The 12,348-nt window shown below is 72.9% G+C and carries 8 protein-coding genes, 1 rRNA gene and 1 pseudogene; 5 read left to right on the forward strand and 5 right to left on the reverse strand.

Going from position 1 to position 12,348, the window contains the following annotated elements; translation table 11 throughout:
• Positions 1-140: 140 nt before the first annotated feature.
• The 4 genes from QF034_RS15610 to mtnA form a co-directional block, all read right to left on the reverse strand.
• On the reverse strand, positions 141-1,973 hold the full coding sequence (locus QF034_RS15610) for an LpqB family beta-propeller domain-containing protein (protein WP_307175536.1): 1,833 nt from the start codon (positions 1,971-1,973) through the stop codon (positions 141-143).
• Positions 1,963-4,203: an MtrAB system histidine kinase MtrB gene (gene mtrB / locus QF034_RS15615; protein WP_307175537.1), complete on the reverse strand. Its 2,241-nt coding sequence runs from the start codon at positions 4,201-4,203 to the stop codon at positions 1,963-1,965. Before mtrB ends, QF034_RS15610 begins: the two co-directional genes overlap by 11 nt.
• A gap of 1 nt (position 4,204) precedes the next feature.
• Positions 4,205-4,894 (reverse strand): two-component system response regulator MtrA, encoded by a 690-nt coding sequence (mtrA, locus tag QF034_RS15620; RefSeq protein ID WP_003990656.1) that lies wholly within the window; start codon positions 4,892-4,894, stop codon positions 4,205-4,207.
• Between the two features lie 199 nt (positions 4,895-5,093).
• Positions 5,094-6,242, reverse strand: coding sequence for an S-methyl-5-thioribose-1-phosphate isomerase (mtnA, locus tag QF034_RS15625; protein WP_307175538.1), 1,149 nt, complete (start codon positions 6,240-6,242; stop codon positions 5,094-5,096).
• Positions 6,243-6,382: 140 nt separating this feature from the next.
• Between mtnA and QF034_RS15630 the strand changes: the two genes are divergently transcribed.
• From QF034_RS15630 to QF034_RS15650, 5 genes and pseudogenes are all read left to right on the forward strand, one after another.
• Positions 6,383-7,813, forward strand: coding sequence for a DUF7847 domain-containing protein (locus QF034_RS15630; protein ID WP_307175539.1), 1,431 nt, complete (start codon positions 6,383-6,385; stop codon positions 7,811-7,813).
• Between the two features lie 61 nt (positions 7,814-7,874).
• Positions 7,875-8,588 carry a DUF4129 domain-containing protein gene (locus tag QF034_RS15635; RefSeq protein WP_307175540.1) on the forward strand — a complete coding sequence of 238 codons (714 nt, stop codon included), beginning with the start codon at positions 7,875-7,877 and terminating at the stop codon, positions 8,586-8,588.
• Positions 8,585-9,781, forward strand: coding sequence for a DUF4350 domain-containing protein (locus QF034_RS15640; RefSeq protein ID WP_307175541.1), 1,197 nt, complete (start codon positions 8,585-8,587; stop codon positions 9,779-9,781). Before QF034_RS15635 ends, QF034_RS15640 begins: the two co-directional genes overlap by 4 nt.
• A pseudogene (locus tag QF034_RS15645) lies at positions 9,778-10,771 on the forward strand (AAA family ATPase). The gene QF034_RS15640 and the pseudogene QF034_RS15645 overlap by 4 nt, the downstream one beginning before the upstream one ends.
• On the forward strand, positions 10,771-12,081 hold the full coding sequence (locus QF034_RS15650; protein ID WP_307175542.1) for a DUF58 domain-containing protein: 1,311 nt from the start codon (positions 10,771-10,773) through the stop codon (positions 12,079-12,081). The pseudogene QF034_RS15645 and the gene QF034_RS15650 overlap by 1 nt, the downstream one beginning before the upstream one ends.
• 80 nt (positions 12,082-12,161) lie before the next feature.
• Here the strand turns inward: QF034_RS15650 and rrf are convergent.
• A 5S ribosomal RNA gene (gene rrf, locus QF034_RS15655) occupies positions 12,162-12,278 on the reverse strand.
• Positions 12,279-12,348: the final 70 nt, after the last annotated feature.

Here is a 12,348-nt window from a genome sequence, read left to right on the forward strand (position 1 = left end):
CCGCCCACGGAGCCAACCCCGAAGGGCACCGGCCACACCCGCTCCCGAACGACAGCGGCCGCCCCTCCCAGGCCTCGCCCGGCAGAAGCGACCGCTCCCACAAGCGCGCCCCCGGGCACCGGCCACGGGGGCGCCACACCTCATCCCGGATAGACCGGCGCCGTCCCCTCCGTCACCTTCTGCCACTGCGCGCCCGACGGCAGCCGGACGATGCCGTCCACCGAGTACGCCACCAGCGGCAGCCGCTCGTCCTCGGCGGCGGTGACCTCTTTCACGCCCGTCAGGGCCGCGGGCGCCGGTACGTCCGGCGTGGAGCCGTCGACCTGGACGTACCGCATCTGCTCCACGCCGCCGTGCTCACGCCCGACCACCACGAGCCGGTTGTCCCCGGCCCACGACATGGCGGTGACCTTCTCCAACTCCGGCGTCGCGGAGCGCAGCTCCACCACCCTGACGGCAGGCTGCTCGCCCGGCTTCCCCTCCCGCTCGATCAGCCCGATGAGCAGGGTCTTCTTGCCGCCCTTCTCCACGACGAGCGCGATCCGCACCCCGTCGGCGGCCACCCGCACGGCCTGGACCCGCCCGTCCAGGCGCGGCACGCGCACCTCCAGCGGATCCCCCTTGCCCTCCTCCAGCAGGAGCAGACGGGGGTCGTCCGGGTCGCGGTCGGCCACCCACAGGCCGTCGTGCGCGTCCCAGCTGGGGGTCGTCAGCCGGTCGGCCTCGGTCCGGCCATGGCTGCGCAGTACCGGCTCGCCCAGCGAACCGCCCGAGACCAGCGACCCCACGTACAGCGACTTGCCGTCGAGGCTGACACCGGCCGCGGTGTGCTCGTCGCGCGACACGGCCACCGACCGCAGTGCCGTGTCGCCCTCACCCAGCGCCCCCGGCGCGGGGTCCGACTCGGGGTCGCTGCTGCCCGCCGGGATCCGTACCAGCCGGTCCTTGCCGTCGACGAAGTACAGGAAGTCGGGGCGCCGCGTCGAGCTCCGGAAGGCGGCGGCATCGACCGCGCCCTGTCTGAGCGAGCACAGCTCCTCCCCGCCGACCCGCAGCTCGACCTCCTCCACCGCGGGGCTGAGGCTCTGCAACGTGAACAGCAGCTGCGCCGCCATCTCCTCGCACCGGTTGGTGCCGATGCCCGCGGCCTTGTCATTGAGGGGGACCGTCAGCTTGTTCCGGTCGTCCGGCGTCAGCGCACCGGTCTTCTTCGGCAGCGCCGTACCGGTGGGGAAGCTCGACCTGACGACGGGCCCCAGCCACCGTGTGGGCCCGCTCAGGACGGAGCGCACCACCTGCGTCATGGGGTCCACCCGCCGGCGGACGTACACAGGGTCGGCGACCGCGGTGGGCTGGCTGTCCGCCTCGGCCGCCGTGGTGTTCGAAGCGAAGTAGTACTTGTTGACGGACATGTAGTTGCGCTGGAAGTCCGACTCACCCATGACGACGCCCTGCGGCAGCGTGTCGATCCGCCACTGCCGGCTCTTGGCGTCCTGCGTCAGGTGCACGGTGCGGCCGTACGCCCCGGTGGCCGGCGCGTACGCCTGCTGCGCGTCCACGGTGGCCACCTTGGTGCCGGTGAGCGTGTACGAGATCTCCCCGGTGTCCTCCCCGCCGCCCCCTGCCTCCGGCTTTGCACCCGGCCCGTCCGTCAGCACGGTGGTGGAAGCCTCCGGCTGCCAGGTCTTGGCGGCCTCGCCGGTCAGATACTGCCGCGCGGTCTTGTAGTGCGGATCGTCGCTGGTGAGCGCCTCCAGGAAGCCCTGCACGATCTCCGAGGGCGGCGCGTCCTCCCCCGGCGGCACGGCGAACACCCGCACCTGGGTGTCCTGGCGCGGCGTGGACTCCACATCCCGCAGATCTCCGCTGTCCGGCATCGACGCACACCCCGCCAGCAGCAGGACGCCACCGGCGGCGTACGCCATCACACGCGCGGGCGTACGCCGACCACGCCCCCCACGGTCAGCGCCCACGAGATGCCTCCCCATGCCTGTCCGCGCTCTCTGCCTCGTTCTCCCTGCCCGAGTCCGCGGATCCGCCGTCCCTGTCCGCGTCCCGCGGCCCGCTCACATCCCGGTCCCGAGAGGCCCCACCAGGGCCACTCGGCTCGCGGTCCCCGGCCGCACCCGCCGCACCACTCACGACACCATTGGCCGCCGGGCCGCCCGCGCCCCCGTCGCCAGCCGGCCGCTCCGGGGTCGCCTGCGGATCGTCCTGCCGCCGCGTGCCCGAAGCGGGCCGGGGCACCACGCGCGCCCCGTTGCCCGGCAGCGCCGTCGGATCGGCCGTGGGGGCCGCGGAGGCCGCCCGCGGCGGTATCGGGTCCCGCGCCGACCCCGACGGCACCGGCCCGCTCGCCGACTGTGCCGGCACGGTCGCCCGCTTCTCACCGTCCCCGCCGCCGCACGGCAGCCCGGCGTCGTCGAGCCCCCGGTTCCGCCGTGAGTCCTTGGGCTCCAGCGGTATCGGCGAGCCCCTGAGCGGCTCGTCGGCCGTCCTGGGCAGCGTCAGCCGGAACTGGGAGCCGCCGCCCGGCTCGCCCCACGCCTGAAGCCAGCCGCCGTGCAGCCGCGCGTCCTCCAGGGCGATGGACAGCCCCAGGCCCGTACCACCCGTGGTACGCGCGCGTGCCGGGTCGGCCCGCCAGAAGCGGCTGAACACCCGGGTCGCCTCGCCCGGCTTGAGCCCGACCCCGTAGTCCCGCACCGCGACCGCGACCGCGCCGCCCGCCGCGGCGAGCTTGACGACCACGTCCCTGCCCTCGCCGTGCTCGACGGCGTTCACGACGAGGTTGCGCAGCACGCGCTCCACGCGCCGGGCGTCGGCCTCGGCGACGACGGGCTGCTGGTCGCCCAGGATCCGGATCTGCGTGCCCTTGCGCTCCGCGAGCGGCTCGGCCCCGCTGACCACCCGCCGCACGACCTCCCGGAGGTCTATCGGCTCCGCCTCCAGCGCCGCGGCACCCGCGTCGAACCGGCTGATCTCCAGCAGATCCGCGAGCAGCGACTCGAACCGGTCCAGCTGGTCGGCGAGCAGTTCCGCCGACCGCGCGGTCACCGGGTCGAAGTCCTCACGCGCCTCGTGGATGACGTCCGCGGCCATCCGTACTGTCGTCAGCGGCGTACGCAGCTCGTGCGACACGTCCGACACGAACCGGCGCTGCATCCGCGACAGGTCCTCCAGCTGGCTGATCTTCAGCTGGAGGTTCTGGGCCATCTTGTTGAAGGCCTCGCCGAGCCGCGCGATGTCGTCCTCGCCGGTGACCTTCATACGCTCCTGAAGCCGCCCGGCGGACAGCCGCTCGGCGATCCCCGCCGCCATCCGCACCGGCGTGACGACCTGCCGCACCACGAGCCAGGCGATGGCCCCCAGCAGGACGACGACGAACAGCCCGGCCGTCGCGAGGGTCCCCTTGACCAGGCTCAGCGACTTCTCCTCCTGGGTGAGCGGGAAGAGGTAGTACAGCTGGTACGGGTCCCCGTTGGGGTCGTTGACCTGCTTGCCGATGACCAGGCCCGGCTGGGAGTCCTTGGTCGGGTTGTTGTAGGTGATGCGGGCGTAGCTCTGCGCGGCCGTCGTACTACTGCCGATCCGCTCGCGCAGGTCGGCGGGCACGCTCCTGCTCCAGTCCACCTCGCCGGAGGCCCGCTGCCCACGGCCGCCCGCGCCGTCCTCGTCGGAGGCCGGGAGCGTCACCACGTCGAAGGCGCCCTGGCCGCCGCTGGACAGCGAGGACGCGAGGTCGCTCATCCACTCGGTGACGTTCTGCGCGGGCCGCCCGTCCGCCGTGGCGACATCGCCGCCCGTGCCGCTCGACGCCTCGTCGGCCCGCTGCTTGGCCACCGCGAACCCGCCCGTGGCCTGGCTCTGGGACGCCTTCACCTTGGCGTCCAGCAGGCCGTTGCGCACCTGCCCGATGACGACGAAGCCGAGCAGCAGGACCACGCCCAGCGACATCAGCAGCGTGGTGACGACGACCTTGAGCTGGATGTTGCGCCGCCACAGCCGCATGACGGGGAGCAGCGGCCGACGCACCCACCGCATGAACAGCCGGATGACCGGGCTGCCCTGGACCCCGCCCTGGAGCAGCAGCCCGCTCTCCAGGAACCGCGCCCAGCGGGAGCCGGGCTTCTTCCGTCCGACAGGCCGCCCCGGGCGGGCCCCGGACCGTCCGGGCGCCGGAGCGGCACTGTCGCCGGACATGTCAGCTCGGCCCTGCCTTGTACCCGACACCACGGACCGTCACCACGATCTCCGGCTTCTCCGGGTCCTTCTCGACCTTGGAGCGCAGCCGCTGCACGTGCACGTTGACCAGCCGCGTGTCCGCCGCGTGCCGGTAGCCCCACACCTGCTCCAGCAGCACCTCGCGCGTGAACACCTGCCACGGCTTGCGCGCGAGCGCGACCAGCAGGTCGAACTCCAGCGGCGTCAGCGCGATCGACTGCCCGTCCCGCTTCACGGAGTGCCCGGCCACGTCGATGACCAGGTCACCGATGGCGAGCTGCTCCGGAGCGGGCTCCTCCGACCTCCTGAGCCGCGCCCGGATGCGGGCCACCAGCTCCTTCGGCTTGAACGGCTTCACGATGTAGTCGTCGGCACCCGACTCCAGGCCCACGACGACATCGACCGTGTCACTCTTCGCCGTGAGCATCACGATGGGCACACCGGACTCCGCCCTGATCAGACGGCACACCTCGATACCGTCCCGGCCGGGCAGCATCAGATCGAGCAGCACCAGATCGGGCTTGGACTCGCGGAAGGCGGCCAGCGCCTTGTCGCCGTCGGCCACGAAAGACGGCTCGAAACCCTCACCACGCAGCACGATGCCGAGCATCTCGGCAAGTGCGGTGTCGTCGTCGACGACAAGGACTCGTCCCTTCATAAACGACATCATCCCATTCTCATAACGGTGGCGAAGGCAGCGGTGAGGTAGGTCACCGGCCAGTGACCATAGTCGCAGCAAGCGCTACTGTCTGCCCTCGCCCGCCCCCTTGTTGATCTCGACGACGGCCGGCGGCAGGCCCCTCGCCCCGCGAAGGGACGAGGTCGCCGGAGCCCGCGCCCCTTCGCACGCGCTCCGGCAACCGCCCGGCTCAGCCCGCCGCCGCCCGGCGGGACCGGCCACACACCTCGGCGAGCGCCTCCGCCGTGACGGGCGAAACCGCACCCTCCTCCGTGACGATCGCCGTCACCAGCTCGGGCGGGGTGACGTCGAACGCCGGGTTGTACGCCTGCGTCCCCAGCGGCGCCACCGGAATGCCACCGCCCGCCTCAGCCCCGGTCACCGGCACCTGCGGCGCCACGAACTCGGTCACCTCGTGACCCGCACGCTGCTCGACCTCGATGGACGCCCCGTCCGGAGTGTCCGGATCCACCGTCGTCACCGGCGCCACCACGATGAACGGCACATGGTGATACCGCGCCAGCACCGCCAGCGGATAACTCCCGACCTTGTTCGCCACCGAACCGTCCGCCGTGATGCGGTCCGCCCCGATCAGCACCGCGTCCACCTCCCCGGCGGCGAACAGCGACCCGGCCGCGTTGTCGGTGAGCAGCGTGTACGCCATCCCGCTGCGCGCCGCCTCGTACGCCGTCAGCCGGGCGCCCTGCAACAGCGGACGCGTCTCGTCCACCCACAGACGCCGCAGCCGGCCCGCCCGGTGCGCCGCGAGCGCCACCGCGAACGCCGTCCCCTCGCCGCCCGACACCAGCGAACCGGTGTTGCAGTGCGTCAGGATCCGGTGCCCGCCGGCGGGCAGCAGCTCGTCCAGCAACGCCAGCCCATGCTCGGCCATCCGCCCGCTGGCCTCGGCGTCCTCCCGGTGCAACTGCCGCGCCGCCGCCAGTGCCGCCGCGGCTGCCTGCCGGATGTCACCGCCATCGGCCAGCGCGGCCTCGTGGGCCGCTTGCGCCCGGCGCACACCCACCGCCAGGTTCACCGCGGTCGGCCGGGCACTCGCCAGCGCCGCGGCGGCCTCGTCCACGTCGAAGCCCCGCACGGCGGCGAGCGCGACGCCGTACGCCCCCGCGATGCCGAGCAGGGGCGCCCCGCGCACGGCGAGCGAGCGGATCGCCTCCACGAGCGCGGACGCATCCGTACAGACCAGTTCGACCTCCTCGGCCGGCAGCCTCGTCTGGTCGAGAAGGACCAGAACGGGCCCTTCCGGTGGCTCCTCCCAACGGATCGCCGGGATCTCGGTCGGCCGCTTGTCGTCGCCGCTGTACGCGTACTGATCAGCCATGCGGTCAGTCTGCCCCCTATCGCACGGACAATTGAAGGTACGCAGCCCGTACCGCGGCCGGTCACTCCAAGACCACCCCATGGCACGATGGCTGCCAACCTGCCGCCGCGACCGCGGACGGGCACCGTGAAGGAGCGACGATGAACGACACTCCGGGCTGGGCCTCGCCCGGATCCGCCCCGTCCGACGGGCAGAAGCCGGACGCGTCCGGCCCTGCCGAGCCCGCCGACCGCCCCAACCACGCCGAGCCGACCGACCGCCCCGGTCCGGCGCAGCCCGCGGACCAGCCGGGCCAGCCGACCCAGGTGCCGCAGGGCCCCAGCCCGCAATGGTCCAAGGACCAGCCGCCACCCGCCCAGTGGTCCGCCCCCAGCGGCCCCGGAGGCCCGGCCGTCCCCGGCCAGGCTCCCCCGCCCCCGCCTCCCGGCCCCGGCTGGGGCACCCAGCCCCCAGGCGGCTACGGCCCCGGCGGGCCCGGCGGCTACGGCCCCGGCGGTCCGGGAACCCCCGGCGGATACGCGGGCCCCGGCGGTCCCGGTGGCTACGGCGGCTGGGGCAACGCCTGGGGCGGCCCCCCGCCCGCGGCCAAGCCCGGCGTGATCCCGCTCCGCCCGCTCGGCGTGGGCGAGATCCTCGACGGCGCCGTCTCCACCATGCGCACCTACTGGCGCACGGTCCTCGGCATCTCCCTGACCGTCGCGGTCATCACCGAGATCATCGTCGTGCTGTTCCAGGGCCTCGTCCTGGACGACGCCAGCACCGAGGCCCTCAACGACCCCAGCGCCACCCTCAGCGAACTGAGCCGCGCCCTGGGCGACGCCATGCTCAACTCCACCGTCGTCTTCGTCATCTCCCTGGTCGGCACGGTCATCGCGACCGCACTGCTCACCACCGTCACCAGCCGCGCCGTGCTCGGCAAGTCGGTGACCATCGGCGAGGCCTGGCGGGACGCCCGCCCTCAAGTCGTCAAACTCTTCGGCCTCATCTGCCTGTTGCTGCTCATCACCGCGGGCACCGTCACCGTGGGCACCCTGCCCGGCCTCCTCGTCGTCGCCGCCGGCAGCACCGGGGCCGGCGTCGCCCTGACCGTCCTGGGCGTCATCGGCGCCGGCATCGTCGCCCTCTGGCTGATGATCCGCTTCTCCCTGGCCTCGCCCGCCCTGATGCTGGAGAAGCAGGGCATCAAGAAGGCGATGAGCCGCTCCACGAAGCTGGTCCGGGGCACCTGGTGGCGGATCTTCGGCATCCAGCTGCTCGCCACGATCATCGCGAACGTCGTCGCCTCGATCATCGTCATCCCGTTCACCTTCCTCGCCGCGGCCCTCAGCGGCGATGGCATCACCGGCTGGCTCAACAGCGGCGGCTCCAGCCTCGGCTGGACCTTCCTCATCGTCAGCGGCATCGGCGCGGTGATCGGCTCCATGATCACGTTCCCGATCACGGCCGGCGTCACCGTGCTCCTCTACATCGACCAGCGCATCCGCCGCGAGGCCCTCGACCTCGAACTGGCCCGCGCCGCCGGTGTCCAGGGCTACGGCTCCGCCGCCCCCGGCGCCGTCCCGGGGAGCTGATGCGGTGAGCTGGGCGGGGGACGTTCTCACATCGGCGCTGCCACGCGCCGCCATACGCACCATGCTGCGCGCCGACGGCACCTCTGTACTGCCGTCGGCCCGCTCCGCCGACGAACCGCCCCTCACCATCCCGCGCGACCCCGCGCGCGAGGCGGCCCGGCGCGAGCTGTCGAAGCGCATGTACCACGAGAACGACCCCAGCCTGTTCCAGCGCGCCCTCGACGCCTTCTGGGACTGGCTCGACAAACTGTTCAACGCCGCCTCGACCGCCACGCCCGGCGGAACACTCGGACTGGCCGTCATCATCCTGGCCGTCGTCGCGATCCTGGCCGCCCTGTGGTGGCGCCTGGGCACCCCCCGCCGCCAACCCACCTCGTCCGCCACCCTGTTCGATGACCGCCCCCGCAGCGCCGCCGACCACCGAGCGGCCGCCGAGGCACACGCCGCCCAGGGCCACTGGAACCAGGCCGTCCAGGAACGCATGCGCGCCCTCGTCCGCGCCCTGGAGGAACGCGCCCTCCTCGACATCCGCCCCGGCCGCACCGCCGACGAGGCCGCCGCCGAAGCCGGCCGGGCCCTGCCCGCCCACACCGACCGACTGCGCGCCGCCGCCCGCGACTTCGACGACGTGACATACGGCGGCCGGTCCGCGACCGAGCAGTCGTACCACCGCATCGCCGAACTCGACCGCGACCTGGAACGCACCAAGCCCCAGCTTGCCGCGAGCAGCGCCCACAGCACGGCCCCCAACACCCGCCAGGGAGCCGCCGAATGACCACCGAGGCCACGCTCCCGTCCACCTCGGCCTCGCCCACCGCCCGCCAGATCTGGACCCGCGCGCGCGGCATCGCGCTCGCCCTCGTGCTGCTCCTGGTCGGGGCCATCGCCATCGCCGTGCTCCGTTCCGACGCCCGGCACGGCGAACTCGACCCGCGCTCCGCCGACCCCAATGGCAGCCGCGCCGTCGCCGAACTCCTCGCCGACCGGGGCGTGGACACACGCGTGGTCACCACCCTCGACGAGGCAGCCGCCGCGGCCGGCCCGGACACGACCCTCCTGGTCGCCGTCCCCGACCTGCTGACCCGCAGTCAGCAGACCCGGCTGCACAACGCGTTCGCCGACTCCCGCGGCCGCACCGTCCTGGTCGCCTCCAGCAGCGCCTCCGTCGAGCGACTCGCCCCCGGCGTGACCGCCGACCCCGCCACCAGCCTCGGCTCCACGCTCGCCCCGGACTGCGGCCTGCCCGCCGCCCGGCGCGCGGGCACCGCCGACACGGGCGGCGTCCGCTACACCACCACCCACCTCAGCGCCGACGCGTGCTACCCCAGCGAGCGACTGGCCACCCTGCTGCGCATCCCGGACGCGACCGGGGACGGCGACACCGTCGTCCTCGGCGCGCCCGACATCCTCCTCAACGACCGCCTCGACAAGCAGGGCAACGCCTCGCTCGCCCTCCAGCTCCTCGGCTCCCGCCCCCATCTGGTCTGGTACCTCCCCTCGCTCTCCGACACGTCGGCCACCGGCACCGACGACGAACGCAGCTTCTTCGACCTGCTCCCCTCGGGCTGGCTCTGGGGCACCCTGCAACTCTTCATCGCCGCAGGCCTGGCCGCCCTCTGGCGGGCACGCCGGCTCGGCCCCCTCGTGCCCGAAAAACTCCCCGTCGCGATCCGCGCCTCCGAAACCGCCGAAGGCCGAGCCCGCCTCTACCGCAAGGCCGACGCCCGCGACCGCGCGGCCAACGCTCTTCGCTCCACCACCCGCACCCGCCTCGCCCCCCTCACAGGCGTCCCCGTCACCCAGGCGCACACGCCCGAGGCCCTGCTCCCCGCCCTGTCCGCCCACCTCCACGGCGACGGCCAGGACCTGCACACCCTGCTCTTCGGGCCACCGCCCAGCGACGACGCAGCACTCATCGCACTCGCCGACCGACTCGACGCCCTCGAAAGAGAGGTACGCCGTCCATGATGGACCCGACCACTGACAACGCCGGGCAGAGCGGGGACCCGGGCGCCGCCCGAGCCGCCCTGGAGGCCCTGCGCGCCGAGATCGCCAAGGCCGTGGTCGGCCAGGACCCCGCCGTGACCGGCCTCGTCGTCGCCCTGCTCTGCCGCGGCCACGTCCTCCTCGAAGGCGTCCCCGGCGTCGCCAAGACCCTCCTGGTCCGCGCCCTCGCCTCCGCCCTCGAACTCGACACCAAGCGCGTCCAGTTCACCCCCGACCTGATGCCGAGCGACGTGACCGGCTCCCTGGTCTACGACACCCGCAGCGCCGAGTTCTCCTTCCAACCCGGCCCGGTCTTCACCAACCTGCTCCTCGCCGACGAGATCAACCGCACGCCCCCCAAGACCCAGTCGGTCCCTCCTGGAAGCCATGGAGGAACGCCAGGTCACGGTCGACGGCACCCCTCGCCCCCTCCCCGACCCGTTCCTGGTCGCCGCGACCCAGAACCCGGTGGAGTACGAGGGCACCTACCCCCTCCCCGAAGCCCAGCTGGACCGCTTCCTCCTCAAACTCACCATCCCCCTCCCCTCCCGCCAGGACGAGATCGACGTCCTCACCCGCCACGCCGAGGGCTTCAACCCGCGCGACCTGCACGCCGCCGGCGTACGCCCCGTGGCGGGCCCGGCCGACCTGGAAGCAGCCCGCGCCGCGGTCGCCAAGACGACGATCTCCCCGGAGATCACCGCCTACGTGGTCGACATCTGCCGCGCCACCCGCGAGTCGCCGTCCCTCACCCTCGGCGTCTCCCCCCGAGGCGCCACGGCCCTCCTGGCCACCGCCCGCGCCTGGGCATGGCTGACCGGCCGCGACTACGTCATCCCCGACGACGTGAAGGCCCTCGCCCTCCCCACACTCCGCCACCGCGTACAACTCCGCCCGGAGGCCGAAATGGAAGGCGTGACGGCCGACTCCGTCATCAACGCGATCCTCTCCCACGTCCCCGTCCCCCGCTGATGACACTCACCGGACGCGCCGCCCTGCTCGCAGCCCTGGGCTCCCTCCCCGTAGGCATCTGGGAACCCAGCTGGACGGGCATCCTGGCGGTCAACGCGCCCCTGGCCGTGGCCTGCGCCTGCGACTTCGCCCTGGCCGCCCCCGTACGGCGCCTGGGCCTCACCCGGTCCGGCGACACCTCCGTACGCCTCGGCGACACCGCGGACGTGACCCTGACCATCACCAACCCGTCCCGCCGCCCCCTCCGTGCCCGACTCCGCGACGCCTGGCCGCCGAGCGCCTGGCAGCCGGGCATGGAAACGGCGGCCTCCCGCCACCGCCTCACGGTCCCCGCGGGCGAACGCCGACGCGTGACGACCCGCCTGCGCCCCACCCGCCGAGGCGACCGCCAGGCCGACCGGATCACCATCCGCTCCTACGGCCCTCTCGGCCTCTTCTCCCGCCAGGGCACCCACAAAGCCCCCTGGACGGTACGCGTCCTGCCCCCCTTCACCAGCCGCAAGCACCTGCCCTCCAAACTGGCCCGCCTCCGCGAACTGGACGGCCGGACCAGCCTGCTCACCCGCGGCGAGGGCACCGAATTCGACAGCCTGCGCGAGTACGTCCCCGGCGACGACACCCGCTCCATCGACTGGCGCGCCACCGCCCGCCAGTCCGCGGTCGCCGTACGCACCTGGCGCCCCGAACGCGACCGCCACATCCTCCTGGTCCTCGACACCGGCCGCACCTCGGCAGGCCGCGTGGGCGACGCGCCCCGCCTCGACGCCTCCATGGACGCGGCCCTGCTCCTCGCAGCCCTCGCCTCCCGCGCCGGCGACCGCGTCGACCTCCTCGCCTACGACCGCAAGGTCCGCGCCCTCGTTCAGGGCCGCACGGCAGGCGACGTCCTTCCGTCCTTGGTCAACGCGATGGCCACGCTCGAACCCGAGCTCGTCGAAACGAACGCCCGAGGCCTCACGGCCACAGCCCTGCGCACGTCCCCCCGCCGCTCTCTCATCGTGCTCCTCACGAGCCTGGACGCGGCTCCCGTCGAAGAGGGCCTCCTCCCGGTCCTCTCCCAGCTCACCCAGCGCCACACGGTCCTGCTGGCATCAGTAGCGGACCCACACATCACCGAAATGGCCAAGGCCCGCGGAAACGTCGACGCCGTCTACGAGGCAGCCGCAGCCGCCCAGGCCCAGTCCGAACGTCACCGAACGGCAGAACAACTCCGCCGCCACGGCGTGACGGTCGTGGACGCGACACCGGACGACCTGGCGCCGGCACTGGCAGACGCGTATTTGGCATTGAAGGCAGCTGGACGCCTGTGACGGTAAGGGCCCCTCGCAAGAGAGGCCCCTAAACGCAGAAAACCCCCGCATCCGAAGATGCGGGGGTTTTCCCAATAATTGTTCGGCGGCGTCCTACTCTCCCACAGGGTCCCCCCTGCAGTACCATCGGCGCTGTAAGGCTTAGCTTCCGGGTTCGGAATGTAACCGGGCGTTTCCCCTACGCTATAACCACCGAAACACTATGAAACTGACAACCGGCACTTTGGTTGTTCGTGGTTTCAGAACCAACACAGTGGACGCGAGCAA

The sequence above is a fragment of the Streptomyces africanus genome (assembly GCF_030816955.1).
GTDB lineage: Bacteria > Actinomycetota > Actinomycetes > Streptomycetales > Streptomycetaceae > Streptomyces > Streptomyces africanus.